Annotated in this window: 33 protein-coding genes; 22 read left to right on the plus strand and 11 right to left on the minus strand. The window is 66.1% G+C overall.

Going from position 1 to position 26,333, the window contains the following annotated elements; all coding sequences use genetic code 11:
• Positions 1-28 precede the first annotated feature (28 nt).
• Positions 29-805: a transglutaminase family protein gene (locus KY493_RS08020; RefSeq protein WP_219895917.1), complete on the plus strand. Its 777-nt coding sequence runs from the start codon at positions 29-31 to the stop codon at positions 803-805.
• A 106-nt stretch (positions 806-911) separates the two neighbouring features.
• Here KY493_RS08020 and KY493_RS08025 read toward each other — a convergent pair whose 3' ends face one another.
• Complete coding sequence (locus KY493_RS08025) at positions 912-1,646, minus strand: SDR family NAD(P)-dependent oxidoreductase (protein ID WP_219895919.1); 735 nt, start codon at positions 1,644-1,646, stop codon at positions 912-914.
• A gap of 84 nt (positions 1,647-1,730) precedes the next feature.
• On the opposite strand from KY493_RS08025, the gene KY493_RS08030 reads away from it, so the two are divergent.
• Positions 1,731-2,162, plus strand: coding sequence for a helix-turn-helix domain-containing protein (locus KY493_RS08030; RefSeq protein ID WP_219895921.1), 432 nt, complete (start codon positions 1,731-1,733; stop codon positions 2,160-2,162).
• 354 nt (positions 2,163-2,516) lie between these two features.
• Here the strand turns inward: KY493_RS08030 and KY493_RS08035 are convergent, their stop codons facing one another.
• Complete coding sequence (locus KY493_RS08035) at positions 2,517-3,443, minus strand: LysR family transcriptional regulator (protein ID WP_219895923.1); 927 nt, start codon at positions 3,441-3,443, stop codon at positions 2,517-2,519.
• Between the two features lie 119 nt (positions 3,444-3,562).
• Here KY493_RS08035 and KY493_RS08040 point away from each other — a divergent pair, with 119 nt between their 5' ends.
• A complete protein-coding gene (locus KY493_RS08040; RefSeq protein WP_219895925.1) occupies positions 3,563-4,288 on the plus strand; it encodes an SDR family NAD(P)-dependent oxidoreductase in 726 nt (241 codons plus the stop codon).
• Positions 4,289-5,141: 853 nt separating this feature from the next.
• Here the strand turns inward: KY493_RS08040 and KY493_RS08045 are convergent.
• From KY493_RS08045 to KY493_RS08055, 3 genes are read right to left on the minus strand one after another with little or no spacing between them, the layout of a single operon-like run.
• On the minus strand, positions 5,142-5,813 hold the full coding sequence (locus tag KY493_RS08045) for an MBL fold metallo-hydrolase (protein ID WP_055808303.1): 672 nt from the start codon (positions 5,811-5,813) through the stop codon (positions 5,142-5,144).
• Between the two features lie 11 nt (positions 5,814-5,824).
• Entirely contained in the window at positions 5,825-7,264 is a 1,440-nt protein-coding gene (locus KY493_RS08050) for a YncE family protein (RefSeq protein WP_055808301.1), read from the minus strand.
• Positions 7,261-7,668 (minus strand): DUF305 domain-containing protein, encoded by a 408-nt coding sequence (locus KY493_RS08055; protein WP_055808492.1) that lies wholly within the window; start codon positions 7,666-7,668, stop codon positions 7,261-7,263. Before KY493_RS08055 ends, KY493_RS08050 begins: the two co-directional genes overlap by 4 nt.
• A gap of 115 nt (positions 7,669-7,783) precedes the next feature.
• On the opposite strand from KY493_RS08055, the gene KY493_RS08060 reads away from it, so the two are divergent.
• From KY493_RS08060 to KY493_RS08090, 7 genes are all read left to right on the plus strand, one after another.
• Positions 7,784-8,668 carry a LysR substrate-binding domain-containing protein gene (locus KY493_RS08060; protein ID WP_055808299.1) on the plus strand — a complete coding sequence of 295 codons (885 nt, stop codon included), beginning with the start codon at positions 7,784-7,786 and terminating at the stop codon, positions 8,666-8,668.
• Positions 8,669-8,778: 110 nt separating this feature from the next.
• Positions 8,779-9,270 carry a uracil-DNA glycosylase gene (locus KY493_RS08065; protein WP_162237593.1) on the plus strand — a complete coding sequence of 164 codons (492 nt, stop codon included), beginning with the start codon at positions 8,779-8,781 and terminating at the stop codon, positions 9,268-9,270.
• A gap of 127 nt (positions 9,271-9,397) precedes the next feature.
• Positions 9,398-9,919, plus strand: coding sequence for a hypothetical protein (locus KY493_RS08070; RefSeq protein ID WP_156363211.1), 522 nt, complete (start codon positions 9,398-9,400; stop codon positions 9,917-9,919).
• A 22-nt stretch (positions 9,920-9,941) separates the two neighbouring features.
• Positions 9,942-11,123 carry a TDT family transporter gene (locus KY493_RS08075; RefSeq protein ID WP_055808292.1) on the plus strand — a complete coding sequence of 394 codons (1,182 nt, stop codon included), beginning with the start codon at positions 9,942-9,944 and terminating at the stop codon, positions 11,121-11,123.
• Positions 11,124-11,156: 33 nt separating this feature from the next.
• Complete coding sequence (locus KY493_RS08080; protein WP_082503531.1) at positions 11,157-11,780, plus strand: DsbA family protein; 624 nt, start codon at positions 11,157-11,159, stop codon at positions 11,778-11,780.
• 7 nt (positions 11,781-11,787) lie between these two features.
• Positions 11,788-12,777, plus strand: a complete 990-nt coding sequence (locus KY493_RS08085) for a malate dehydrogenase (protein WP_066550122.1) — start codon at positions 11,788-11,790, stop codon at positions 12,775-12,777.
• A gap of 91 nt (positions 12,778-12,868) precedes the next feature.
• Complete coding sequence (locus KY493_RS08090) at positions 12,869-13,294, plus strand: OsmC family protein (protein WP_055808285.1); 426 nt, start codon at positions 12,869-12,871, stop codon at positions 13,292-13,294.
• A gap of 538 nt (positions 13,295-13,832) precedes the next feature.
• Here the strand turns inward: KY493_RS08090 and KY493_RS08095 are convergent.
• Positions 13,833-14,597 carry a glutaredoxin family protein gene (locus KY493_RS08095; RefSeq protein ID WP_055808283.1) on the minus strand — a complete coding sequence of 255 codons (765 nt, stop codon included), beginning with the start codon at positions 14,595-14,597 and terminating at the stop codon, positions 13,833-13,835.
• Between the two features lie 68 nt (positions 14,598-14,665).
• On the opposite strand from KY493_RS08095, the gene KY493_RS08100 reads away from it, so the two are divergent.
• From KY493_RS08100 to copD, 5 genes are all read left to right on the plus strand, one after another.
• Positions 14,666-15,079, plus strand: a complete 414-nt coding sequence (locus KY493_RS08100; protein WP_055808281.1) for a MerR family transcriptional regulator — start codon at positions 14,666-14,668, stop codon at positions 15,077-15,079.
• A gap of 149 nt (positions 15,080-15,228) precedes the next feature.
• Positions 15,229-15,672 carry a DUF305 domain-containing protein gene (locus KY493_RS08105; RefSeq protein WP_082503530.1) on the plus strand — a complete coding sequence of 148 codons (444 nt, stop codon included), beginning with the start codon at positions 15,229-15,231 and terminating at the stop codon, positions 15,670-15,672.
• Positions 15,673-15,768: 96 nt separating this feature from the next.
• Positions 15,769-16,215 carry a DUF305 domain-containing protein gene (locus tag KY493_RS08110; protein ID WP_055808279.1) on the plus strand — a complete coding sequence of 149 codons (447 nt, stop codon included), beginning with the start codon at positions 15,769-15,771 and terminating at the stop codon, positions 16,213-16,215.
• Between the two features lie 207 nt (positions 16,216-16,422).
• The gene (gene copC, locus KY493_RS08115; RefSeq protein ID WP_219895927.1) at positions 16,423-16,785 is read left to right on the plus strand and encodes a copper homeostasis periplasmic binding protein CopC; all 363 of its coding nucleotides are present in this window, start codon (positions 16,423-16,425) and stop codon (positions 16,783-16,785) included.
• Between the two features lie 4 nt (positions 16,786-16,789).
• The gene (copD, locus tag KY493_RS08120; RefSeq protein WP_055808274.1) at positions 16,790-17,704 is read left to right on the plus strand and encodes a copper homeostasis membrane protein CopD; all 915 of its coding nucleotides are present in this window, start codon (positions 16,790-16,792) and stop codon (positions 17,702-17,704) included.
• Positions 17,705-17,880: 176 nt separating this feature from the next.
• Here copD and KY493_RS08125 read toward each other — a convergent pair whose 3' ends face one another.
• The 3 genes from KY493_RS08125 to KY493_RS08135 are packed head-to-tail and all read right to left on the minus strand — an operon-like array spanning position 17,881 to position 20,037.
• Positions 17,881-18,372: a nuclear transport factor 2 family protein gene (locus KY493_RS08125; RefSeq protein ID WP_055808273.1), complete on the minus strand. Its 492-nt coding sequence runs from the start codon at positions 18,370-18,372 to the stop codon at positions 17,881-17,883.
• 40 nt (positions 18,373-18,412) lie between these two features.
• Positions 18,413-18,889: a DUF411 domain-containing protein gene (locus KY493_RS08130; protein ID WP_055808271.1), complete on the minus strand. Its 477-nt coding sequence runs from the start codon at positions 18,887-18,889 to the stop codon at positions 18,413-18,415.
• Positions 18,886-20,037 carry an acyltransferase gene (locus KY493_RS08135; RefSeq protein WP_200932939.1) on the minus strand — a complete coding sequence of 384 codons (1,152 nt, stop codon included), beginning with the start codon at positions 20,035-20,037 and terminating at the stop codon, positions 18,886-18,888. Before KY493_RS08135 ends, KY493_RS08130 begins: the two co-directional genes overlap by 4 nt.
• Positions 20,038-20,166: 129 nt before the next feature.
• On the opposite strand from KY493_RS08135, the gene KY493_RS08140 reads away from it, so the two are divergent.
• From KY493_RS08140 to KY493_RS08170, 7 genes are all read left to right on the plus strand, one after another.
• A complete protein-coding gene (locus tag KY493_RS08140; protein ID WP_055808267.1) occupies positions 20,167-20,448 on the plus strand; it encodes a hypothetical protein in 282 nt (93 codons plus the stop codon).
• Positions 20,445-20,885, plus strand: a complete 441-nt coding sequence (locus tag KY493_RS08145; protein ID WP_055808265.1) for a Spy/CpxP family protein refolding chaperone — start codon at positions 20,445-20,447, stop codon at positions 20,883-20,885. The genes KY493_RS08140 and KY493_RS08145 overlap by 4 nt, the downstream gene beginning before the upstream one ends.
• 9 nt (positions 20,886-20,894) lie before the next feature.
• Positions 20,895-21,455, plus strand: coding sequence for an RNA polymerase sigma factor (locus KY493_RS08150; RefSeq protein WP_055808263.1), 561 nt, complete (start codon positions 20,895-20,897; stop codon positions 21,453-21,455).
• Between the two features lie 126 nt (positions 21,456-21,581).
• Positions 21,582-23,408: a copper resistance system multicopper oxidase gene (locus tag KY493_RS08155; RefSeq protein ID WP_055808261.1), complete on the plus strand. Its 1,827-nt coding sequence runs from the start codon at positions 21,582-21,584 to the stop codon at positions 23,406-23,408.
• A complete protein-coding gene (locus tag KY493_RS08160) occupies positions 23,405-24,601 on the plus strand; it encodes a copper resistance protein B (RefSeq protein WP_055808258.1) in 1,197 nt (398 codons plus the stop codon). The genes KY493_RS08155 and KY493_RS08160 overlap by 4 nt, the downstream gene beginning before the upstream one ends.
• A 16-nt stretch (positions 24,602-24,617) precedes the next feature.
• Positions 24,618-25,001 (plus strand): copper resistance CopC family protein, encoded by a 384-nt coding sequence (locus KY493_RS08165; RefSeq protein ID WP_055808256.1) that lies wholly within the window; start codon positions 24,618-24,620, stop codon positions 24,999-25,001.
• 10 nt (positions 25,002-25,011) lie between these two features.
• Positions 25,012-25,239: a hypothetical protein gene (locus KY493_RS08170; protein WP_055808254.1), complete on the plus strand. Its 228-nt coding sequence runs from the start codon at positions 25,012-25,014 to the stop codon at positions 25,237-25,239.
• A gap of 67 nt (positions 25,240-25,306) precedes the next feature.
• Here KY493_RS08170 and KY493_RS08175 read toward each other — a convergent pair whose 3' ends face one another.
• Complete coding sequence (locus KY493_RS08175; RefSeq protein ID WP_055808488.1) at positions 25,307-25,606, minus strand: hypothetical protein; 300 nt, start codon at positions 25,604-25,606, stop codon at positions 25,307-25,309.
• A gap of 194 nt (positions 25,607-25,800) precedes the next feature.
• On the minus strand, positions 25,801-26,043 hold the full coding sequence (locus KY493_RS08180) for a response regulator transcription factor (protein ID WP_082503529.1): 243 nt from the start codon (positions 26,041-26,043) through the stop codon (positions 25,801-25,803).
• Positions 26,044-26,333: the final 290 nt, after the last annotated feature.

The following is a 26,333-nucleotide window of genomic DNA, read 5'->3' on the forward strand; positions in this document are numbered from 1 at the left end:
CGGCCTGCCTCTTTCGCCAGGACCTCCCATGAAACTGCGCGCGCGCGCCCAGCTGGTCTATCGCTTCGATCCGCCGACCGACGCCATCTACAAGATCCAGGCAGCGCACTGGCCGGGCCAGCACATCGTCGAGGAGACGCTGGTCTTTGATCCGCCCGTCACGTTCCAGGAGGACGAAGACATCGAGTTCGGAGCGCGGACTCTGCGCTGTCACGTCAAGGGCGAGGTGACGCTGACCTATGAGGCGGTGGTCGAGAACGGCCGGCTGAAAGCCCTTCCGCTCGGCGTCTCGCAGCACGACTGGGGCGAACTGCCGGCCGAGGTGCTGCCCTATCTGTCGCCCAGCCGCTACTGCCCGTCCGACCAGTTCGGCCGGTTCGTGACGCGCCAGTTCGGCGACACGTCCGGCGGGGCGCGCGTACTGGCGATCCTGGACTGGATCGGCGCCAACATCGACTACGAGCACGGGGTTTCCGACACCGAGACCACGGCGGCGCGAACCTTTATCGACCGGGCGGGGGTGTGCCGCGACTTCACTCACCTGGGCATCACCCTGTGCCGGGCGTCCGGCATTCCGGCGCGCGCGGTCAGCGCCTACGCCCATCAGCTGGAGCCGCCGGATTTCCACGCCATCTTCGAGGTCTGGCTGGACAGCGGCTGGTGGCTGGTGGATCCCACGCGGCTGGCGCCCGTCGAAGGGCTGGTGCGCATCGCCTGCGGCCGCGACGCCGCCGACATCGCATTCCTGACCACGCAGGAACGCTGCGAGATGGTGCGCCAGACGGTGACGGTGAAGCCGGCCTGAGGGGGCAAGAAGACGTCGGGCGCCGGCGGCTTTCGAGGTCATGCCATTGGCGCCAAGGCGTTTTGCACGGGAGCTTCGACGCACCGTCGAAGCTCCCGCCCGTCTCTCAGACCTGCGCCAGACCGCCATCGACGAACACTTCACCGCCGGTCATGAAGCTGGAGTCTGCTGACGCCAGAAAAGCAGCGACGGCGCCGGTCTCCGACGGATCGCCCATGCGGCCCAGCACCGTGGAGGCGCCCATGGCCGCGAGGCCTTCATCGCCCAGTACCTGCTGCGCCAGCTCCGTCGTGGTCGGCCCGGGGGACAGGACATTGACGCGGATGCCCGTGCCCCTGAGGTCGAGAGCCCAACTGCGCGCCAGATTGCGGACCGCGGCCTTGGTCGCGCTGTAGATGCTGAAGGCCGGAGTGCCCATGACGCCGGTGCTGGAACCGGTCAGGATGATTGACCCGCCGCCAGCCATTAGCGGCAGCGCCTTCTGCACCGAAAAGACGGTGCCTTTCACATTGACGTCGAAAATCTGATCGTAATGTTCAGAGGTGATCTCGCCGAGCCTGGCGAAGTCGCCGGTTCCTGCATTGGCGAACAGGATGTCGAGCCCGCCGCGCTCCGCTTTCACTGTCTCGTAGAGCCGATCCAGATCGGCCGGCTCTGTGATCGATCCGGTCACCGCCCGCGCGTTGGCGCCGAGTTCAGCCACGGCCGCGTCGAGTTGCGCCTGGCGGCGCCCGAAGAGGTAGACAAAGGCGCCCTCCTCGATGAACCGTCTGGCGGCGCCCAGACCGATACCCGTTCCCCCGCCGGTGATGACGGCCGTCTTGCCTTGCAGTCTGCTCATGATGTGCTCCTCTCGATGAGTTGCACTCAGCTGATGAACCACCCACTTGCGGACAAGTATGCACCATTTGGTAAGAGCCCGAAAATGTCAGACGCTCTGAACGCCACTCCGTCGCAGACGGGGTCTTGCTCGCCCACCCTGCCCGGCTTCACCTGCGGCCTTGATGCGACGCTGCGGGTTATTTCCGGCAAGTGGAAGCCCTTGATCCTCTACTTCCTGGCCCAGGACGGGCCAACGCGGTACGGCGCGCTGAGGCGAGCCATCCGGGACGTCAGCGACAAGATGCTGATCCAGCAGCTGAAAGAGCTGGAGGCCGATGGTCTGGTGAAACGGACCGACTACAAGGAAATTCCGCCTCGGGTGGACTACAGCCTGACCCCGCTCGGCCACAGCCTTGCACAGGCCCTCGTGCCGCTCTGCACATGGGGCACGGAGAACATGGCGGAGGTCACCCGCGTCTTTGCCGAACGCGCTCGCTGGAGACGCAGGCTCGGTGGTCAGGCTGCGCCTGAGTAATCAGCAATGGCGCTCAGAGGCGGCGATGGACGGCTCATTGAACGTCAAGTTCGGTCGGCATCCGGGCTTAATGTAGGCCTATACCGTAGGGGCGCCGTGACCAGGACGGTAACCTGCTGGGCGTGCGAGTGAGGGTTTTCAGAGCGTCGAGGATACGAGCGCGATCTCCGGGGGGGCGTCTGAGCGACGAGAAGGTGGCGTCCGAAGTGCGCGAGCAGTTCATCGCCGTGCTCGACCTCGCCGCGCTGTTCGCTCACGGCGCGCACCACCGTGTCGATTGGTGCGGGAGCCGAACCACGGCTTGGCGGTGAGCTACAGAAAGCCGGCTTCGGGCACATGGGCACTCTTTTGTCCTTATCCTCCTGCCGGCGACTTGCGTTCCACTGCAATGAGATCGGTCAGCGCGCGCAGTGGCGCGGGCACGAATCGCCGGGGAAAATAGAGCCTGGGACCTTCAAACGAAGGCCACCATTCGGGCAGAACGGGTCGAAGCGACCCATTCTGAATGTGCGGATCAAGCCAGTTCTTGAAGGATCCGATAACGCCGTGACCAGCACACGCAGCGGCGATCGCGGCAGGTGCGGCATCAACGCCAATGATCAGCCGGCCTGGTGGATCAATCGTCATCGACTCAGGTCCACGCTCAAAGTCCCAAGCGACCAGCGCGCCGGTCGAAAAGCGGAGCCGGATTGCGTCGTGGAGCAGCAGGTCGCGCGGGCTGAGAGGCGCTGCGTTTCGTGCGAGATAGGAGGGAGAGCCAGCATAGGCCAGGCCCTGAACGGGTGGCCCGATCGGCACCGCGATCATGTCTTTGGCGAGATGCTCTCCATACCGAATCCCCGCGTCGCAGCCGGCCGCTACGATGTCCACGAGCCGATCTTCCACCACGATCTCGACCCGGACGTGCGGGTGCAGTGTTAGGAAGCGGTCGATCAGCGGCGGGAGGATGTCCACCATGACCGCGCCGGTGACATTTAGTTTGAGGAGACCGCGCACCTCGGCTTGCGAGTTGGCGGCGTCCTGAAGCGCTGCCCGAGCCTCGGCGAGAAGAGGCGCGAGCCGCGCGGCCAACGCGCTTCCGGCCTCGGTGGGCATGACGCTGCGCGTCGTCCGAGTGAGAAGGGGAACACCTAGCTGCCCTTCGATCTCGGCGATCTTCTCGCTAACGGTCGAGGGGGAGATGCCCAGTCGCTTTGACGCTGCCCTGAAGCCGCGCGCCTCCACGACGGAGAGGAACACTCTCACGTTGTCGAAACTCGTCACCTCTGCATTGTTCGCCATGCCGATCAGCGTATCCGACCCTGTGCGGATTATCAAAGCCGCCCGAACAGCCGATATATCCCCTCAAGACGTAGAGCGCAGGTAGCTCAACGTCGCCGACCGCTGCGCAGGAGCATAGCATGACCGACAGGACAGTCCTCATCACGGGCGCCAACAAGAGCATTGGCTACGAAACTGCGAGACAGTTGGGCCGGCAGGGCTTTCGGATCTGGCTCGGCAGCCGCGACGCGGATCGCGGCGAGGCGGCTGCTGAGACCCTTGCCGCCGAGGGGATTGTTGTCCGGGCACTCACGCTCGACGTGACCAGTGACGACAGCGTCCGATCCGCAGTTGAGCGCGTCGAAGGTGACGACGGCAAGCTCGACATTCTGATCAACAATGCCGGTATATCCGGGCGTCAGCCAATCGTCCCGAGCGAGCAGCCGCTCGACGACATCAAGGCGATCTACGAGACGAACGTCTTTGCCCCGATCCGAGTGACTCAGGCGTTTCTTCCACTTCTGAAGGCGACGAGCGATGCCAGTGTTGTCATGGTCAGCAGTGGGCTTGGCTCGCTAAGCTGGCTGTCGGACCCGAGCAACGCGTTCCACGGAGTCAACATCCTCGGATACAACAGCTCGAAAACCGCGCTGAACGCCGTAACGGTCGCGTTTGCGAAAGAGCTGATCGCCTGGGGGATTGCGGTGAACGCGGCGGACCCCGGCTACACCGCGACCGACTTCAACGGCCAAACCGGGTACCGCACGGTGGAGCAGGCTGCGGCGGGCATCGTCTGGCTGGCGACCCAAACCACTCGGGATATGACCGGCCGCTTCTACTTCGAGCGGAACGAGGTGCCTTGGTGAGGTGAGCAGCGGCAGGTTAGCGCCTTGTGATCCGCGACGAGGTGGTCACTTCCGAAATCTCGTTACATGGCGCTTTCCGACAATCTGACTTTCCCGATTAGGATCGTTAAGCGGGAAAGCGGCCCCGCTGATCGACCTAACGGTCAGAGGCGGAAGACGGCCAGAAGGACAAAATTCATTCCCACTCGATTACACGAAGGCCGGTAGCGCGTTGATCGGCAAGGACTTTGCACCAGAGGTCACCTAAAGCGCCGTATCGTAGTCCGAATAGATCGTGGACTGTTGAAAACAATGAAGAAATAATCGGATGTAAAAAGCGCGTGATCACGAGATCTTTCGGGGTGTATTGACAATGCCGCAGGCGTGGTGCGCGAGGGAATCGTACCGGTATACCTAGGCATAGGCGGATACCATAGCCTGACGTTTTGAAGAACAGGCGAGGCCTGGAGCTCATCGTCATCTATCGGCAGATCTCCTGCCCTTTCATTCCGCCTGGCTTCAAAGTCGCGCGCCGCCGCACGCCGACCGAGCGCGTGAGCGCTCGGTCGGCGTTGAACAACTATTCCCCGGCGCGCTCCGCTTCTCCGGCGTGCTGGCTTCGAGAACATCGATGCTGCCGTCCGCTCCCAAAGTTGCGATCCCCATGGCCGCCTGCCTTCCCACCGGGACGAGTGGCACGTCGGGGCCTCGGTGACCACTCCTGCCACCACAGCGAAGCGCAAAGCCAGCTTCGCGCCATGAGCGGACATGACAGTCACCGCGCAAAGGCGACATTCACCTGAGTTACCACGCCGAGCCGCCGCCATTTTATCGCGATCGCAATCGCGCGAAACCGGTGGAGGTGCAGACTGCGTCAGTCATGGTCAGAGACGTCGAACCCGTCTCCGGGCGCCATCGGCCGGTGCAGTTTGATCCCGGCCTTGTCCAGATAGGGCTCGTAGACGTCGTAACGCTGCCTGAGGAAATAGTCGCGAGCGTAGCCGTCATGGACCGGGACGACCGATTTTGGCTTCATCCGTTTGGCGAACGCATGGACAGTGAGCTCGGTCAGGTAAGGCGCCATCACCGGAAGGGCCAGCACCTCCACGCCCGCGAACCGATCCAGACGGCTGTCGAAACTGTCGCCCGGGTTGAGGAAAACGTCGTTGACGAGGAAGGCTGTCAGTTGCGGGCTCTCGTCCGACAGGATGGGCTCATGCGCGACCGGCTGAGCCTGCAGCCGGAACGCGCCGAAGGTCCGTTCGCCCTCCTCGAACACCGTGACCGACAGCCCCTTCTCGCCGAGCTTGTCGGCGACCTCGCCGTTGCCGACGAGTGTCGCGCCACTCGCCTGCACGATCCTGGCCAGAGCGTCAGGGTCGATGTGGTCGGGATGGCCGTGCGTCAGGACGATCGTCGAGACATCCGAAAAGACAGCAGGATCGACCCGTCCGTCGACGAACGAAAACTTGCCCGGATCGAAGAGCAGTCGATCTGCACCGATCGTCAGGCGCAGGCAGCTATGGACGAACTTGTCGATCCGCATGGCGGCCGGTCCTATTCCGACTGTCTCTGGACGACCGCGCCGATCGCCTCGGGCGTGCCCGAGGCGATGACCAGCCAACGGCGGGGTGCGCCGGCGTCGGCGGCGACCACCTGACGGATCGGGCCCACGGCGTTGACGACCGCAGACCCAGCCGGATTGGTCATGAACTTCGTCAGAGGCTCGAGCGTCCCCGATCCGTCCGCCGCATTGGCGAAGGCGAGGACATAGGGCTTGCCGGGTTGGAGGCCTGCGGCGGCGATCTGCAGCATCTGGACCTGCCCCTGCTCGAACAAGGTCGCCTGGGACCGGGTGTCGCCCTCGCCCGTCAGAACGAGTTGATGCGAGGCGCGAGCTGCGCCCAGGGGCGTGAGGTTGGCCCTGCCGTCACCCTGAGTGACCGCACGCGGCACATAGGTGACCCCTTGCGGTCCCTGACCGATCGGCACGGTGGCGATCACGCGGTTGGCCAGGGTGTCGATGACCGCCACGCCGTCGCCATTCTCCAGCCCGACGTAAATCCGCGAGCCGTCGCCGGAGGGCCACAGACCGTGCGGCAGCGACCCCACCTCGATCTCCGTCACGAGCGTGAAGGTGTCGGTGCGATAGACCTTGACCCGGTTCTCGGTCCCGACGGTCACATAGGCGAACTGGCCCGCCGCGTTGCGCACGATGTTGACGTGGTTGGTCAAGGGGCCGGTGTCGAGCGTCTGTAGGACAGCGAACGGCGGACGGGCGTTGAAAACCATGGTCTTGCCCACGTCCTTCAGCGTCATCCAGACCTGGCTTCCATCGGGCGTGGCGGCGATGTCGGGGCAGAACGGACTGGCCTGGGCCACCCGACCGACGATCTGACGGGTCGCGGTCTCGACTACCACCGTCTCGGGACTGAAGCTGGAGCAGATGTAGGCGTAGCGGCCGTCCGGCGAGAAGATGGTCATGCCCGGCCCGTTGGGCGTCTCGACCCGGGCGGTCTCCTGATAGGTCGCGGCGTCCAGCACCGAAACATAGGCCTCGCCCCGCACCGTGACCCAGACCTCGCGGCCGTCCGGCGTGAAGAAGGCCTCGTGCGGAGAGCGCCCGACATAGGTGGTATGTTTGACGGTGTTGCTGGCCGTGTCGATGAAGCTGACCGAGTTGGACCCGATCGAGACCACGGCGATCGTCTTGCCGTCCGGCGCCGCGCCGATGCCGTGGACCAGCAACTGGCCCTTGTAGAGCGGGCTGAGGTTGGCCGGAGTCGGTTCGCCGAGGGAAATCACCCCCAGCAGGCCGTTGGTCGAGGGATCGACCACCGAGACGGTGTTGGAGAACTGGTCGGCCGAATAGAACCGATCCTGGCTGCTGATCGGGATGGCGGGCGCCGCCGCCGCGCCCGGAACCTGATCGGCCAAGGCGTGTCCGGCGGACAGGCTGAGAACAAGGGCGGCGATGGCGCGGGCTGTCAGGGTCATGATCCGTGTCCGTGATGGGTCGAGGTCGCGCCGCCGGTCGGCGTCGGCGCATCAGAATGGCGGGTCAGGTAGTCGCGCATCAGGGCGATTTCCTGGGTCTGTTCAATGATGATCCCCTGGGCCAGACGCTTCATGGTCTCGTCCTGCCCGTACAGAAGCTCGACGCGCGCCATGTCGATGGCGCCCTGATGATGCGGGATCATCATGGCGGCGAAGTCCACGTCTGGGTCGCCGGTGGATTCTACCGCCATGTCGCGGTGCATCCGCTCCATCGCCTCGGCCATCGCCGCATCGAAGTCCGAGCCGGGCATCTGTGCGAAGGCCATAACTGCGGCACCGGCAGTCGCCGAGCCAAGCGCCAGGACGCCGGTTCTGATCCATCGGGAGGGTGGGGCGTGGGTCATGATCCGATCCTGCAGGCGATCGTCCCGGACGACCAACGCGATGTTCCGCTCGGAACGTTCGCCGTCGCCGAACGTTCCCTGTCGAAGTCGCCGCTTCGTGGGTTAGGATTGTCCCATGACCCTGGACCAGCTCCGCATCTTCGTCGCCGTCGCCGAGCGCCAGCACGTAACCCGCGCCGCCGAGGCCCTGAACCTGACCCAGTCGGCGGTCAGCTCGGCGGTGACGACGCTGGAGGGCCGCCACGGCGTCGCCCTGTTCGACCGCGTTGGCCGCAACATCGTCCTGAACGAGGCGGGCGCAACCTTCCTCGTCGAGGCCAAGGCGATCCTCGCCCGTGTCGAGGCGGCGCAGGACGCGCTCGACGACCTGGGCGGCCTGAAACGCGGACGACTGTCGATCCACGCCAGCCAGACCATCGCCGGCTGGTGGCTTCCCGCCCGACTGACCCGGTTTCATCAGGCTCATCCCGGCATCCGCATCGAGGTCTCGATCGGCAATACGCGCGAGGTGGCCGACGCTGTCCTGGAGGGCTGCGCTGAACTGGGTCTGGTCGAGGGCGAACTGAACGAGCCGGCGTTGAGCCGTTCGGTTCTGGATCACGACGAACTGGTGCTGGTCGTGGCGGCCGACCACCCCGCCGCCCAGGACGGCGCCGGGCCGCCGGACCTGAAGCAAATGACCTGGGTGTTGCGCGAGCCCGGCTCCGGCACCCGGTCGGCTTTTGAGACGGCCCTCAATCAGCGCGGGCTGGCCATCGACGCTCTGGACGTGGCCATGACCTTGCCCGGGAATGAGGCGGTCGCCGCCGCCGTCGAGGCCGGTGCGGGAGCGACGGTCGTGTCGCGCAATGTCGTCGCCGCGCGCCTGCGCGCCGGCATCCTCGCCGCCCTGCCCCTGACCTTGCCCGACCGCCCGTTCTGGCTCCTGCGGCACAAGCAGCGCTATCGCTCAAAGGCGGGCGAGGTGTTCCTGGCGTCCCTGACGGCGTCACGCCATTGAGCGCGTCGGCTCGTCAAGGCGGTGTCTGGCCTTCACTGGTGAATGACCGCGCGCCGCCTCACACGCATCTCGAGGGACTGAACGGATTCCTGAGAGCTCTGGATAGGGGCGTGGGCGCTCAACAAGGTACGCCGAAGTTCGACCCCCTCGACGGTGGAGACGAGGCGGAAATCCTTGTGCTTCTGGAGACACCGGCCCCGGGACCGCAAGCGGATCGCCTCGTCTCCATCGACAATCCCACGGGCACCGCGCGCAACCTGAAGCGCGCGATGGAAGCAGCGGGGCTCGACCGCCGCCGCATCGTCCTTTGGAACACGGTCCCCTGGCTTCGCTCGGGGTCCGCGCGACCGCTGACAAGACAGGAGATCGCCTCCGGCCTGGCCACGCTAGAGGGACTGGTCACCCCGCTTCATCGCCTCAGGGCCGCGGTATTGTGCGGCCGCGTCGCCGCGATGGCGGCTCCGACGCTGACCCGCCTGCGGCCTGAAGTGGAGCTGTGTCTCGCGCCACACCCGAGCCCGACGTTCATCAACACCGCCCCCGAGCATCGTCTTGGCCTGCAGGCCGCCTTTGCGTGGGCAGCCGCGCTGATCACCCCCTAGGGCGTTCATTCGATCAAAGCGAACAAACCTATCTAAAACATCCGTTGGAGCTGATGATCCAAGAGGCGCATCCCGGATGTCGAGGAGCGCGCCGAAGACTGGCCTCCACTCCGAAAGGAGAGCCGCCATGACCACCCTTCTCGCCGCTCCGGCCATGCGCCAAGGCCGCAGGTCCGTCGCCAGGCGCCAGGCCATCGGTCCTGAGAATGTAAAACCGCAGACGCCTTTCATTCCGCCTTCTCCCATCGCCGCGACCCAATCCGGCGAGACCTTGCACCGGGTCCAGCCTGGCGTCGGCCTTACCGGCGTTCACCCCGCAATGGTCAAGGCGGTCGCGGGTCTCTACGCCGCCATGGTGGCCGTGTTCTGGCTGGTGTTCGGTCACGGCGAGGCGATGCTCGCCCTGGGCTTCATCACCGTTCTCGGCCTGATGTTCTTCGGCCTTCTCACCGGGATGAGCCTGCTGGCCGATACGCCTGCGCCGGGCGAGCGCATCCGCTCCTTGAACGATTGCCTCGCCGGTCGCGTGATCATCGACACGGGCTGGATCAGCGGCCGCGAAGCCGCGTTGCAGATGCTGACCCTGCCCGCCTGCCTTCTGGTCACCGCCGTCGTGCTCGGCGCCGTCTATCGCTTCACCGCGGGCTGACCGCTCGTCTGGATAACCTCTCATGGCTCATGACATTCACGTTCGCGACGTCGCCTTCGGCCTTCGCCCGTTGGCGAGTCTGCAATCGCCCAGGGAGATCGTGCGGCAGTTCACGCCGAACTGGTTCGCCGCCACCATGGGAACCGGCATCCTCGCCCTGGCGCTGAACCAGCTTCCGGTCCCCATACCCGGCGTAAAAATCGTCGCCGAAGCCCTGTGGGTTTTCAACATCGGCCTGTTCGCCCTGTTCACCGTTCTCTACGCGGCGCGCTGGATCTTCTTCTTCGACGGCGCGCGACGAATCTTCGGCCATTCGGTCGTGTCGATGTTCTTCGGCTGCATCCCGATGGGGCTGGCGACCATCATCAACGGCCTGATGGCCTTCGGCCTGGCGCGCTGGGGCGAAGGCGTCGTGCCGGTCGCCGAAGCCCTGTGGTGGATCGACGTGGCCCTTGCCGTCGCCTGCGGCATCGGCATCCCCTTCATGATGTTCACCCGCCAGGAGCACGCCATCGACCAGATGACGGCCGTCTGGCTGCTGCCGGTCGTGGCGGCCGAGGTCGCGGCCGTCACCGGCGGCCTGATCGCGCCGCACCTCGCGGACCCGAACGCCGCCCTGTCGGTGCTGGTAGTCAGCTATGGCCTGTGGGCCCTGTCCGTGCCGCTGGCGATGAGCATCCTGGTCATCCTCGTGCTCCGCATGGCGATCCACAAACTGCCGCACGCCGGTATGGCGGCCTCCAGCTGGCTGTCGCTGGGCCCGATCGGCACGGGCGCGCTCGGCATGCTGGTGCTCGGCCAGGCCGCGCCCGCCATCTTCACCGCCGCCGGTCTGGGCCAGTACGGCGACGCCGCGCGCGGGATCGGCCTGATCGGCGGCCTGCTGCTGTGGGCCTACGGCCTGTGGTGGGCCGCGATGGCCGTGCTGATCACCCTGCGCTACTTGCGTCAGGGCCTGCCGTTCAATCTGGGCTGGTGGGGCTACACCTTCCCACTCGGCGTCTTCTCTGTCGCGACGCTGAAGCTGGGAACCCTGCTCCCCATCCCGGCCTTCAACCTGTTCGGCATGGCCCTGGTCGCCGCACTGCTGGTGCTGTGGCTGATCGTCGGCGCCCGTACGGTGCGCGGCGCCTGGCGCGGAGACCTGTTCGTCGCCCCCTGCCTCGCCGAGGCGGCCAAGCGCGACATCCCTTGCGCACGCTGATCCGCCTCCACTCCGTCCTTTCTGGAATCACCAATGCCTCATGACCTTTTCACGCCGTCACGCCGCGTCCTCATGGCGGGCGGCGTCGGCGCCTTGATCACCGCCTGTGCGCCGCGCGCGGCCGAAGCCGACGACATGGTGCTGGGCCAGGCTGACGCGCCCGTGACCCTGATCGAATACGCCTCGACCACCTGCGGCCCCTGCGCCCGCTTCGCCATCGAGGTGCTGCCCGAACTCCGGCGGCGCTACATCGACGCCGGGCGGGTCCGGCTGATCTATCGCGAATTCATCACCGGCCCCGCCAACCTCTCCGCCGCCGGCGTTCTGCTGGCGCGGTGCGCAGGCGAAGATCGCTATTTCGAGGTCATCGACGCCCTGATGCACGGCCAGTCCGAATGGGCGAACGGCGGCGGCCCGCGCGACGCCCTCCTGAGGATCGCGGCGCGGTTCGGCATCAGCGAGGCGCGGCTTCAATCCTGCATCACCGATCCCGAGGCCATCGCGGCCCTGGAGCGCCGTGTCGCCCGTGCCCGCGACGCCGGGGTGAATGGAACGCCGACGCTCTTCGTCCAGCACCGACGTCTGGACACCGCCCTGACCCTCGAAGCCGTCTCCGCCTCGATCGACCAAGCCCTTTCTCAAACCCCGCAATCCTGAGGTTCCGATGCCCAACGCCCCCGTCAAGGTCGCCGTCTCCGGCGCCGCCGGCCAGATCGCCTACGCCCTGCTGTTCCGCCTGGCCCAGGGCGATGTGTTCGGGCCCGACACCCCGATCGATCTTCGCCTCCTCGACCTGCCTCAGGCTCAGGCGGCGCTCCAGGGCGTGGTCATGGAGCTGGACGATTGCGCCTTTCCGCTACTAACCTCCATCCAGACCACCGACGACCCCATTATCGCCTTCGACGACATCGACGCCGCCTTTCTGGTCGGGTCGCGCCCCCGCGCCAAGGGCATGGAGCGCCGCGACCTGCTGGCGGCCAACGCCGCCATCTTCAAGACCCAGGGCGCGGCCCTGAACGCGGTCGCCAAACGCTCCGTCAAGGTTCTGGTGGTTGGCAATCCGGCGAACACCAATGCCTGGGTGGCGATCCAGTCCGCGCCGGATCTGCCGCCCGGCGCCATCACCTCGATGATCCGCCTCGACCACAACCGCGCCGCCGCCCAGTTCGCGCGCCGCGCGGGCGTCCCCGTCGATGCCGTGGAGAAGCTCGCGGTCTGGGGCAATCACTCCCCGACCATGTTCGCCGACTGGAGCCATGCGACCGTGGAGGGCCAGTCTCTGGCCGGGCTCATCAACGACGAGACCTGGTATCGCGACACCCTCATCCCTGAGGTGGCCCGTCGCGGCACGGCCGTGCTGGAAGCCCGCGGCGCCTCCTCGGCGGCCTCGGCCGCCAACGCCGCCATCAACCATATGCGCGACTGGGTGCAGGGCTCGAACGGCCGTTGGGTTTCGATGGGCGTCGCCTCGATCGGCCAGTACGACATTCCCGAAGGGCTGGTCTGCGGTGTGCCGACGACCTGCCGCGACGGCGTCTATGCGCCCGTCACGGGTCTGGAGCTCGACGCCTTCACGCGCGCCGGTCTGGCCGCTTCGGTGCAGGAGTTGATCGAGGAGCGCGACGCCGCGCTCGCGGTCCTGGCGGACGCCTGATCATCCGACGCCGTCGAACATGCTCATGTAGTCGCCGTCGCCAAGGCAGGCGACGGCGTCCCTGTTTTCCAAACTTCGCCGAAGGATTCCCATGACCGACGCAGCTTCCCGGCCCTCGATCGCGACCGACGCCGGTCTCGGCGGCCTACAACTGACGATCACCGCGGGCCCCGCCCGCTTCGTGGTCGACGAACCCGTCGCCCTGGGCGGGCTGGATCTCGGTCCGACCCCTCACGAGCTGGTGCAGGCGGCGCTCGCCTCCTGTACGGCCCAGACCCTGCGCCTGTACGCCAACCGGAAAGGCTGGACCTTGGGCGCCATGTCCGTCGAGGTCTTGTTGACCCGGGACTTGGGGGCGACACCGTCGGATCAGTTCACCCGAACAATCACTCTGCCGACTGGGCTACCGGAGGAACAGAGGATCCGGTTGCTGGAGATCGCCGACAAGTGCCCAATTCATCGGATGCTCGTAGGTACAGTTTCGATCGAAACGATCTGGTGCAAGGCGACCATCTAGCTGCGAGGCGAAGGCCATCGCCACGTCCCGCCCATCCCCCTCTTTCTCAGTGTTGGTCGGGACACGAAAAGTGTGGTCCCACTAGACACAAACTTCCATTCCGCCGGAAGCGGACCTTCGGAAGGTCAGCAATGAGTCAGAAGCGGACCCCAAATACCCACGAGAGATCGAGCATCTCCGGCACCCTTCACCACCGTAGATCTACGGGTTCGCGCTATCCCAACCCGACCGCTAATGTCGCCCTAGCGTCAACCAAATCGCCAGAGGCCGCACCCGCATGCCCGCCGCCCCTCACTCCCACTCGATTGCTCTAAGCTGGGTAAAATCATGAATCAGTTGGTTTTTTCGCGGCCCACCTACTTTAACACCGGCTCGCCGCCCGACCGTTCGGCTTGGTTCTGAAAACATTAGATAAATAGACCGATGTAAAAACCGCGTGATCGCGCAATCTTTCGAGACGTATTGACAATCTCAAACTCGAATTAACAATCGATTCTTGCGCGTTCACTTGCCTCCGCTAGACTAGCATGAACAGAACCTACATCGCCATCGCTGACGCCGGCAGAGCGTAGTGCATAACCAGCATCCAGATCGCCATGGCGATCATCATCAGGTTCTCGGTCAGGGATAGGAAGCCAAGCGGCACATTGCTGTCTCCACCGACGCAGGCGCATTTCAGTTCGCGCTTGTCGATGTAGACAGCCTTGAAGACCGAGGCCGCGCCAATGCCGCCGATGAACAGGGCCACCGGGACCGACAACCAGGTCAGGACGCCCGCGACCATCAACGCGCCTGCCCCGAACTCGGCGAACGGATAGACCTTGCCGTATGGCACCCACCGCTTGGCCAGCAGGTCGTAGTTCAGGAACATGGATGAGAAGCTCTCGATGTTCTGGAGCTTCAGCATGGCGAGGGCCATCATAGACAGGGCGATAAACCACTCCCCTGCCCGCACGGTGAACGGCGTGCCAAAAATCGTCAGGCTGAGCATCGTCGCCATCACGGCGGTGGTCAGGAAGACGACGAGGACCGGCGTGTAGGTGGTCGCCTTGGGATCGCGGACCTTGAGACCGAGATAGCGGCGCAGATCGTCGTGGCCGCCGACGCGCTGGCCGTCGATGAAGACCTGAGGCGTCGTCTTGACGCCGTGCTCGGCCTTGAAGGCGTCGGTCTGCTCGCGGGTCGTGAGCCAGTGGTCCTCGACCTTGTAGCCCCGGCTCTTGAGAAGATGCCGGGCCTTGAGCCCCCACGGACAGGTGTGGTCGGGCATCACCATCCGATAGATGACAGCGGTCTTGGTCATTGCAGGCTCCTTGATCTTCAAATCTGAGCTGCAGGTCTTAAGTTCCGTACCGTGATACGGAGTCAAGCATGAACGTTCGGACTATCGCAGGGTTGGCGAGAGACGGCGGCGTCGGGGTGGAGACTGTTCGCTTTTATCAGCGTCGCGGATTGCTTCCGACGCCCGATAGGTGGTCTCGCGATGGCGCCGGCGCGGGGGTTCGACGTTATGGCGAGGAGGACGTGCGCCGGCTGAGGTTCATCCGCTCCGCACAGACGGCGGGCTTTACCCTGGAGCAGATCAAAGAGCTGTTGTCGCTCGACGCTGGCGAAGACCGCACGCGCGCCCGTGTGCTGGCGGCGGAGAGGCTGGAAGCGCTCGATCGAACCATCTCCGATCTTGAGACGGCGAGAGCGGCGTTGCGCCGACTGGCGAGCGCCTGCGCGGCGAACGACAGCGGACCGTGTCCGATCATTTCAGCCTTTCAGGGTGAAAAGGTTTGAAATCGTGCCCTGTCTTGGCGAACGGGTGGGATGGCCGGCATCCGTCCCGCCTGGAAAAACGCAATCCGACTGCGTAGCCGCGCAAGCGTGAGGACCGGAACGTCCCATAGCCAGAACTGTTCGTTGATCATCACTTTCGGAGAACGAAGATGTCGATCAAGCTGAACGCCGGTCTGGCGACCGCCGCCCTGTCCGTGCTCCTGACCGCGTGCAGTCCTGCGGGTCAGGCCGATAGAACCGAGACGGCCGATGCGGGCTCGGCGACTGAACAAAGCGCTCCGGCGGCCCAGCCGATGGCGGGGCCTGAGACGCCCTATTCCGCGTCCGAACAGCAGATGCATCAGGCCATGATGCAGGCGCACGGCGCAGACCCGCAGGAGACCTATGCCCTGAAGATGATCGAGCACCACCGGGGCGCCATCGCTATGTCGGAGGTCCTGATGCGGGAAAACCCCGATGCCGCGCTCCGCCAGATGGCCGAAAAGACGATTACCATGCAGCGCCAGGAGATCACGGAGCTGGAGCAGTGGGTCGCGCAACATCGATCCAGCGCAACAGCCCCCGCTGCGGGTTCGGTGCAGCCCGGAGCCTGATGCGGGACGATTACGCGCGGGAAATGGTCTGCCCGCGCGTATGTGCTTTTGGACGGCGTCGATCGTCGGCGTCGGTTCGCCGGCGGGAGGTCCCTCATGCACGACAAGAGCTATCGCAACCTGGCGATTGAACTCATCGTCCACTTCATCATCATGTATTTGGTGATGTTTACGATGATCGCGACGCTCGATCACTTCGACTTCAATCTCAACAACGTCTACATGACGCTGATGATGGTCGCACCAATGGCCGTCCTTATGCTGGTTCTGATGCGCGAGATGTATCCGAACAATCGTCTCAACCTCGCCATCGGGCTGACCGCGATGATCATCTTCGCGGGCAGCTTCTACGCCATGCGCACCCAGGCGGCGATCGGCGACAAGGAACTCATTCGCGGAATGATCCCCCATCACTCCGGCGCGATCCTGATGTGCGGCAAGGCCAAGTTGAGCGACCCGGAATTGGTCGCGCTTTGCGGAGAGATCGTCGAGGCTCAGAAGCGTGAAATCCGCCAGATGCAGGCCATTCAGGAGCGGCTCTGACCGCGTTCAGACGAGACTTTCCGCAGGTCGCCGAGCGGCTATTGCTCTTCGAGGCGACGTCAGGCGGATTGGCCCGCCCCCGCGAGGTTTGTCGACGGCTCCACGGAATTAGGCCGTCCAGCGTCGGTCGCCGTTGGCGAGGGGAATGTCGACGCGACGCGTAGACTAGTCGAAGGCCGGACCGGCCAAATCGTCAGGAGACACAGTATGCGTGCATTCAACCCCGTTCCCTATGTCGCCTTGGCGGCTGCGGTCGTCCTCGCCGCTGGACCAGCTGCGGCTCACGCCCGTCTCGTGAGCGCCACGCCCGCGCCGAACGCCACGGTGGGTGCGACCCGCACGTTGACTTTGACCTTCAGCGAGCGGTCTGTGCCGGCGTTCTCTGGTTTCGACGTCGTCAACTCGGCCGGCGAAAAGCTCGCGGTACGCACCTCGATCGCTGAAGACGGCAAGACCCTCACGGGGACACTGGCGCGACCGCTGACTGCTGGCGCCTATCGCATCGACTGGCGCATCGCCTCGAGCGACGGTCACCGCATGACAGGCTCGTACACCTTCACCGTGCGCTGACGCCGTGCTCGAGCTCGCGGTCGTCGCGCTACGGTGGCTCCAGTACGCCGGGGCCGTCGTCCTTCTCGGGACGCCGCTATTCCTGCTGTACACCTTCAGGCGCGGCGATGGCGTGGATCTCACCTGGTCGCGCGCGATCCTGATAGGGTCAGGTTTGGTGGTCTTCGCCAGCGCGCTCCTGGCTCTCCTCGCCCAGACGGCGGTCATGGCCGGCTCGCTGGCGGAAGCCATCAAGCCTGCGTCTCTGTCCTTCATGATCACCGGCACGGCCTTGGGTAAGGCCATGGTCGCCCGGGCCGCCCTCGCCCTCGCAGCCGTCGTCGCGGTCCTCGCCATAAAGCCGGGCAAGACGGCTTGGAGCGTCTCGCTAGGCCTTGGGCTCTTCGTGGTCGCGAGCTTCGCCTGGACAGGACACGGCGCGGCGACAGAAGGCTCCGGGGGCCTGGTCCACCTCGCCTCTGACATCGTCCATTCCGTCGGGGCAGCCCTCTGGCTTGGCGCGCTGGTGGCGCTGACGATCCTGCTGCGACGCCGCGCCGGGGTCGACGATGGGGTCCTCCACCGCGCCTTGCATGGGTTCTCGGGCCTTGGCACTCTCGCCGTAGCCCTGCTCGTGGCCACCGGTCTTGCGAACAGCTGGTTCCTCGTCGGACCGGAGCGTTTCGTGAACCTTGGCGACAGCCTTTACGGACAGCTGCTGATCGCCAAGCTGGCGCTCTTCGTGCTGATGCTGAGTCTGGCGGCGGACAACCGTTTCCGCCTCACACCCTCCCTGCGCCGGGAGCTGGAGCACACGGGACAGTCGATCTCGGCGGTTCGACGGCTGCGGCGCAGCATCGTCACGGAGACGACCCTCGGGCTCGTCGTCCTTGCCGTCGTTGCGCTTATGGGCACCCTCCCCCCGCCGGTCGCGACGTGATCCGGGCGAGCAAATGGCCCGCGGAGCCGAGCGCCGCTGCGGTCGCGGCTCCGTTCTTCGAGGCCGGAAGGTTGTCACGTCCGTCCCTCGGGGCGTCCGGGATTCCCGGCAAGCGGACAAATACGGTCTGAACGCCACGCGCTTGCGCACGGAGCCGTTCAGACCCGAGACGCGAACTACCGCGGAGCGCGCGACGACCAGTGAATGTGATGGATGCGCCAGCCGTCGGCATGGCGCTTCAGCACCATGGTTTCCGTTGTCAGACGGTCCACGGCGCGCCCGTTAAACTGACCGGTGGTGCGGCCTTCGCTGGTGATCCACGCCACATCACCGTCCGCCCAGCCCGATCTGCGGCTCACGGTAGCGTCCGAGGCGGCCGCGAAGGCGGCGTCCGACGCAAGATGGTGGGAGGCGTATTCCTCGCGCGAGCGCTCCGCTCCGCCCTCTTCAAAGATCATGACGTCGGGGGCCAGAAGCGACAGGGCGGCAGAGGTGTCGCCGGCCTTGAGCGCGGCATGGAAGGCATCGACGGTCGCGGCCGCGTCCGTCGCTTCCGCGCTGATCGACCCGGCGGTCTGGGCGTGGCCGTGGGAATGGTCCTGCGCGACGGCTGGCGTCACCGTCGAGACGGCGAGAGAGAGGGCGAGAACGAGAGGTTTGGGGGACATGATGGGCTCCGGTTTATAAATCAGGTGAGACAGGGTCAGGTCAGGTCGGCGGATTGTGACGGGCGAACACCCGGGTCGCGCCGGAGCGAAGCACCAGCAGCGTGTCGTAGGGATCCTTGTCTCCCTGCGGTGTGTCCATGCCGGGCGAACCGAGAGGCATGGCCGGCACCGCGAGGCCGAGCGCCGTCGGCCGCTCGGCAAGCAGCCTTATCAAGTCCCCCGCCGGGACATGGCCCTCTACGAAATAGCCATCGATCAATCCGGTGTGGCAGGAGCCCAGGTTGTCCGGAAGTCCCCGACTGCTGCGGACGGACTGCAGGCTCGGCAGAACGGTGATGGTGGTGGTGAAGCCGGCCTGCCGCATGTGCGTGATCCAGGCGTCGCAGCACGCACAGGTCGGCGTCTTGAAGACCGTGAGGTTTCTCGTCGACCGGCTCTGGGCGCAGGCCGTTCCGGTCAGGGCGACGCTGACGGCGGCGCCGAGAAAAAGCCTTCGGTGGAGCTGGGAGGTGGTCAAAAGGGCTCTCCTTGATCGCTGTGAATGGTGCGTCTGGCTTCGGCATCCGGCGTCCGGCCGACGGTCCGCCGTCTCAGCCAACTCCGGCTCGGTCGCTCGACCAGACCATAGATGGCGGCCGCCGCGGCGAGGGTGACCGCCAGCATGGCCGCCAGTTCAAGAAGACCCATCCGATAGTCGCCCGGCCAGCCCCCGAGAGTCTGGGCGGCATTGCGCCACACCATCAGGATCGGAATATGGACGAGGTAGAGGGCGAACGAGGCCTCACCGGCGAAGATTGTGATCGGGTGCGACAGGAAGGTCCTGACACCTGCCTTGGCGAGCAGCGCCAGGGCGAGAACGAAGGGTCCCGCCGCAGCGACGATAAGGCGATCGTCGGCGCCGATCTGCATGGCGAGCAAGAGCGCCACGGTGGCTCCGACGGCGCCCGCGATGGCTGTCCGCGGGGACGGCGCCCAGCGCGCTCCGAGATAGTAGAGGCCAATCCCGAGCAGGAACTCCGGAACAATGCGCAAGACGCCCATATTGTCTTCCGCGCGGGGCAGTACCGAGCCGAACCACTGCCGGTAGATCGCGTCCAGCAGGATGAACAGGCCAGTCGCCGCCGCCACGAGCATCCATGGCCTGTGTCGAAATCGCAGGGCGACCGCAGCGTAGGCCGGAAAGGCGAGATAGACGGCCCACTCGGCCGACAGCGACCAGGCGGGACCGTTCCACAGAACCATCCCGTCTCGCGGGAACCACGCCTGAATCAGAAAGAAGGTGGTCAGGAAATCCGCAGCGTTGAACCGCCCGGGCTCCAGGCCGACGTCCAGAAGCGGCGCGACGAGCACGAGCGCCAGCATCGCCACCAGAATGAACAGGTGCGCCGGGTAGATGCGGGCGAACCGCGCCGCGAGGAACCGCCTGTAGTTCACCGGCCGATCACCCTGCAGGTAAACATGGGTGAGGATGAAGCCCGACAGGATGAAGAAGATGTCGACCGCGAGACGAGCCCGGTTCAACAGTCCGGCCGCGCCCTCGGGCAGCGTCCATTGCAACTGGTAGTGAAACAGGACCACGCCGAGCGCGAGGAAGAACCGCACCCCCGTCAGCGGATCGAGCCGGTCCGGGAACGGACCCGCGGCCGGATCTGACCTCTCGCTCACATCGCCTCCCCCGACACGAGCGGGTCCTCCCGGTCGTTCTCTGGTATCTACGCGGCGGGCCGCTCTCCCCCTCGTGAGGGGCTGGGCGGTTCGGCGCGTATGGCAAAGGGGGCGTGACGCAGGTGCGTAATGACTGAAGAGATCGAGCGACTGATCGGGGCTGCGGCGCCTGGCGATACGGGGCGGTTGGAGGGTCTGGAAGAGGCTGTCTGGGCACGGATCGCCGTGCGCAGGGATTCGGCGTCGATGGGCCAGGTTCGGGTCGCCGCCGTAGGGCTCGCCCTCGTGCTCGGCGTGGCCAACGGTGGATTGCTGCTCCTGGCGTCGCCCAGGCCAGAGCCCTCTGAGTTGCGCATCTTTACAGTCTCCGCGGGCCTGTCGCCTCTCGATCCCCTGGATGTCCGGGGATGAGAGCGCGCTGGAAATCCGTCACCCTGACAGCCGTGCTGGCGGCGCTCGCCAGCGGTGCGGCGACCTGGGCGAGCGCGACCTTGGTCATGCGAGAGCGTCAGCCACCGAGTCTGCATAGCGTCGTTCACGAGCAGTTGGACCTGAGCGCCGAACAGGATCGTCGTCTGGACGCGATCGAAGCGCGCTTCGCCGCGCGTCGCCCCGCGCTGGAAGCAGAGGTGCGGACCGCCAACCGCGAGCTCGCCGCCGCCATCGCCGCGAGCGATGGAAACACGCCCCAGGTGCAGGCGGCGGTGGATCACTTCCACGCGGCCATGGGCGATCTGCAGAAAGCGACCATCGCACACGTCTTCGAGATGCGGTCGGTGCTCACCCCGGCGCAGGCTGAGGTCTTCGACGCCGCGGTGGTGGACGCCCTGCGTGCCGACGCCGGCTAGGCGCGGCGCGTGGAGGGCGACAGCATTGAAGCGCGTGCAGCTGGCGGGGACAGGGGCGCCTTCAGCGCCTTGATGGCGGCGACCAAGGGCGATCTCTACAGGTTCGTTCGGCGCTATGTCGGCGATGAGGCGGAAGCGCACGACCTGCTCCAGGAAACCTACACGGCCGCGTGGCTCGCGCTGCGGCGGTATGATGCGGCGCGGCCCTTCGATGTCTGGCTCCGGTCGATCGCCCTCAACAAATGCCGGGACTGGAGCCGTCGGCGTGCGGTGCGTCGGGTAGTGCGCGGCGTGATGGGCCTCGACGCCCCTGAAGCGTCGGCGGTTCGGATCGAGACGCCGTCTCCAGAAACCCAACTGGACGATCGCCGCCGGGCCGAGGCGCTTCATCGCGCACTGACCCGCCTGCCTGACGGCCTCAAGGCCCCTCTTCTGCTGGCCACGCTCGAAGGTCGCTCGCACGGCGAGATCGCGGCGATCATGGGCGTCACGACCAAGGCCGTTGAGACGCGGATCGCCCGCGCCCGCAAGCGGCTTGCCGAGGACATGGCCGTTCCCGGGGGCGCTTGACCTCATCGTGTCGCCGGACGGCGAAGGGCGGTTTATTTCGAGGTGTGGCGACCTGCCGCAAGGGCGTTGTCGCCGACGTGCGTATGTCTACCAGAAGCCGACACGCGTCCGAGGAACCCCCCGCCTATGCCCATGCCAAGTCTCGATCGCCGAATGCTTCTCAGGGGCGCCGCCGTAAGCGGCGGGCTGCTTGGCCTGCAGGGCCTTCTGCCGGCCTGGGCGCAGACCGGATCGGCGGGGCTGAGAGCGGACCTGCCGACGCTGAGCGGGCCCAACATCGACCTGATGGTCGGCCACTCGCCTTTCACGGTCGGAGGCCGGACCGGCCATGCCGTGACGATCAACGGGGTGCTTCCGGCGCCCTTGCTGCGCCTGCGCGAGGGACAGAACGTGCGACTGTCCGTGACCAACGGCCTGGATGAGGACACCTCGATCCACTGGCACGGCCTGTTGCTGCCATTCCAGATGGACGGCGTCCCGGGCATCAGCTTCCCGGGCATCAAGCCGCGGGAAACCTTCGTCTATGAGTTCCCGATCAAGCAGTCAGGCACCTTCTGGTACCACAGCCACTCCAATCTCCAGGAGGCGATGGGCCACTACGGTCCGATCGTCATCGATCCGGCGGGCGCCGATCCGGTCGGCTACGACCGCGAGCATGTGCTGGTCCTGTCGGACTGGAGCTTCATGCACCCGCACGAGATCCTGGAGAAGCTGAAGAAGAGCCCCGGCTATTTCAACCAGCAGCGCACCACCCTGGCCGGCCTCATGGACGGCAGCGACCGCATGAGCCTGGAAGAGCGGCGCATGTGGGGTGAGATGCGGATGGACCCGCGCGACATCCTGGACGTCAACGGCTCGACCTACACCTATCTGATCAACGGCCACGGCCCGCAGGAGAATTGGACCGGCCTGTTCCGACCCGGCGAGCGGGTGCGGCTGCGCATCATCAACGCCTCCGCCATGTCGATCTTCAACGTCCGCATCCCTGGCTTGCCGATGACCGTGGTGCAGGCCGACGGCGAGAACGTCCGCCCGGTCGAGACCGACGAGTTCCAGATTTCGGTCGCCGAAACCTACGACGTTATCGTCCGGCCGACCGAAGACCGGGCCTACACCATCGTGTCCGAAGCGATCGACCGGTCAGGCATGGGCCGGGCGACCCTGGCCCCGCGCCTTGGAATGACGGCCGAAGTCCCGCCGCTGCGGGAGGTGCCGAACCTTACCATGCGCGACATGGGCATGGGCGGAATGGACCATGGCGCCATGGGCGGCATGGACCACGGTAGCATGGCCGGGATGGATCATGGTGCGATGGCAGGCATGGACCATGGCGCCCCGGCGCAAGGCGCGACACCGGCGCATGACATGGGCGAAATGTCCATGTCGGGCATGAACATGCGCGATCCCGAGAACGCGCCTCCGGACATGGCGGTCGGCGTCGGCGTCGATGCGATCGCCATGGATCCGGCCAATCGCCTGGGCGAGCGGCCGATCGGTCTCAACAACGTCGACCACCGCGTTCTAGTCTACACCGACCTGGTGTCGCTGCAGCCGAACAAGGACCAGCGCCCGCCGTCGCGGACAATGGAAATACACCTGACCGGCAATATGGAGCGGTTCATGTGGGGCTTCGACGGTCGCAAGTTCAGCGAGCTGGTCGAGCCGATCCGCTTCGAGCGCGACGAGCGGGTGCGCGTGACCTTGGTCAACGACACCATGATGGCCCACCCCATTCACCTGCACGGCCACTTCTTCGAGCTGGTCACCGGTGGCCCCGCCGGACATCAACCCCTGAAGCACACGGTGAACGTCGCGCCCGGCGGCAAGGTGACGTTCGACCTGACCGCCGACGCGCCCGGCGACTGGGCCTTCCACTGCCATATGCTGATGCACATGCACGCGGGCATGTTCAACGTCGTCACGGTCCGCCCCCTGGACGGAGTCGCGTCATGAACCGTTTCGCCGTCGCCCTCGCGCCGCTGATCCTCGCCGCCAGCGCCTTTAGCGCCCAGGCGCAGGACCCACACGCGGGCCATGTCATGCCGGCGACCCCGGCGCCGCGACCCGCGCCTGAACCGGTCGTCCGGCCTCAGACGCCCCCTCCCTCGCCCGCTCAGGACCCGCATGCCGGTCATGTCATGCAGCCCGCGCCAACGCCGCCGGCGCCGGACCCTCATGCCGGTCATCCGATGCCGGCTGATCCCCAGAGCGTCGATCCGCACGCGGGTCACGACATGTCGACCATGGCGCCAACGACGCAGCCCGATCCGCACGCGGGCCACGACATGTCCGCCATGCCCTCCGCTCAAGCCGATCCCCATGCCGGTCACGACATGTCGACCATGAGCAAGGGGCCGCCGGACGTGCCGACCAGCGCCGACAATCCCGGCCGGCCTCCGGAGGATCCGCTCCCCGCCGCCGCCCTCAGCGGTCCCGCGCACGCCGCCGATCTGGTTTTCGGCGCCGAGGCGATGGCCGCCGCCCGTGAGACCTTGGTTCGCGAAAACGGGGACGTCCGCACCACGGCCGTCATCATCGACCGTCTGGAAGCCGGCTTCGGCGATGACGGCGAGTCGTATCTCTGGGACGTCCAGGGCTGGAGCGGCGGAGACATCAATCGCTTCTGGTGGAAGTCCGAAGGCGAAGGCGACTTTGGCGGCGAGCTGGGGCAGGCCGAGGTCCAGGCGCTGTACAGCCGCGCGATCTCGCCGTTCTGGGATATGCAGGCCGGCGTGCGCCAGGATTTCCGGCCCGACGGCGAGGATACGACGCACCTTGTTCTCGGCCTGCAGGGCCTCGCGCCCTACTGGTGGGAGATCGACGCGGCCGCCTTCCTCTCCACCGAAGGCGACCTGACCGCCCGCGTCGAGGCCGAATACGACCAGCGCATCACCCAGCGCCTGATCCTCCAGCCGCGCCTCGAAATCGACGCTTCGGCGAGCGACATTCCGGAGCTGGAGATCGGCTCCGGCTTGTCGTCGATCGAGGCGGGCCTGCGTCTGCGCTACGAGTTCCGCAAGGAGTTCGCCCCCTATGTCGGCGTTGAGTGGAGCCGAGCGCTCGGCGACACCGCCGACTACATCGAAGCCCGAGGCGGCGAGGCTGACGACACCCGTCTCGTCGTCGGCCTCAAGGCCTGGTTCTGACCGAAGGAGACCCCCCATGATCCGCACTCTCGTCCTCACGGCCGCCCTGGCCTTCGCCGGCGCCGCCGCCGCTCAGGATCCTCACGCCGGGCACACGATGCCGGCGCAGGCCGCTGCGCCGCAATCGGGCGTCACCACGGTTCCGGCGAACGGGGCGATGACCCATGGGTCGCCCGAACGCTTCAGCGTCACCTTCCCGCACGCGATGGTCCTGAAGACAGTGACCCTGACCGCCGAGGGACAGGCCCCGGTGGTCGTGAACGCCCCCGCCGCGCCGGCCGCCGCGACCGTCAGCGTGGCTCTTCCCCGGCTCGCCGCGGGAACCTACACGGCCGCCTGGACCGCTGAAGGTCCGGACGGCCACAAGATGTCCGGCTCTGTCAGCTTCATGGTTCACTAGGAGAACGACGATGCGAGTTTCCAACCTGCTGGCCGCCGCCGGCGCGATCCTGGCCCTGAGCGCTGGAGCGGCCCTGGCCGCCGAAGGCTGCGACTGTTGCGAGGACATGGCCGCTGACGCCGCCATGAGCTGCTGCGACAAGATGAAGTCTGACGCTTCGCCGCCCGCCGAACCCGCGCCGCCCGCGCCGGCGCCCTCGGATGCTCCGGCTCCCCAAGGTCACGCCGACCATAACTGACCGGCCGATCTGAACCGCTCCGGCAGGCGCTCCGACTGATCGGAGGTCTGCCCGGAGCGGACAGGCGTCAACTCTCGGTCTTCGCCGCGCTGAGCCGCGCCTCGCTCCCTGGGGCGCCGCCTGCCGCAATCCGGATGAAACGGACGGTCTCGGCCCGCGTCCGCGGTTCAGCGACGAAACCCGCCTCGGCGAAGGCGAGATGCTGGGGCATCGGCGCCCTCGCCGTATCCACGCGCCACCAAACCTCCAGCGACGCCGCCTTGGGCAAAATGCCCCCGGCGATCCGCTCGATGTCCCGAAAGGACAGGTCCACCTCGGCGCTCTTCTGACGTCGGAGAAAGGCTGCGAGCGGCGCGTATTTAGCCATCTGGGTGTCTTGCTCCACTGCTGCCGGGGGTCAAGCCCGGCTGGCGCGCTTGGGCTGGCCGATCTAGACTCGCCGGCGGCGGGTTCCGGGAACGATAGGCGCCGATCAAGAGCCAGGGGACGTGCAAACGTCGGCGGCGATCGGCGGCGAAACGCCGGGCTTCATCACAGAAGTTCCTGGCCCGCCCCCTCCCCTCATCCCGGGTCGATCAGACCTTGCCGGACCGCCGAGGCGACCGCTTCGATCCGGGTCCGGACCCGGAGTTTGGAGCAGGCCTTCTCAAGATAGCTGTCCACGGTGCGGGGCGACAGCGACAGAATGATTCCGATGTCGGAAGAGCTTTTCCCGCGACAGACCCATTGCAGACATTCCTGTTCGCGCGGGCTCAGGGTGACCGCGTGCGATCCACGGCCCGGATCTTCGGATACAGCTTCCATATTACACCACCGGTTGTCCGACTCCCTCCGTACACGGCGGGTTCGCGCCCGGGCAACGTCGATGAATTGCGGGTCGCCCGCAGGTTTCTTGCGGGACGGAAGCCTCCCCGCCGGTTGAACCGCAGACAGGTCGCGACTACAGCGGGGCCGTCGGGCGCCGCGAGATAGGCGCACAGCCGGAGCCGGGGTTCGTCGCTGACGGAGGCGGCGCTGCGCGCTGAAGTAACGGGCCTCGTTCGCAGAGGATTCCAACGCCCGACCCCTCCCGCTTGCGTCGGGATTCCGTTTGA

Origin of the sequence: Brevundimonas sp. PAMC22021 (assembly GCF_019443405.1) — a bacterium.
In the GTDB taxonomy this organism is placed as follows: Bacteria; Pseudomonadota; Alphaproteobacteria; order Caulobacterales; family Caulobacteraceae; genus Brevundimonas.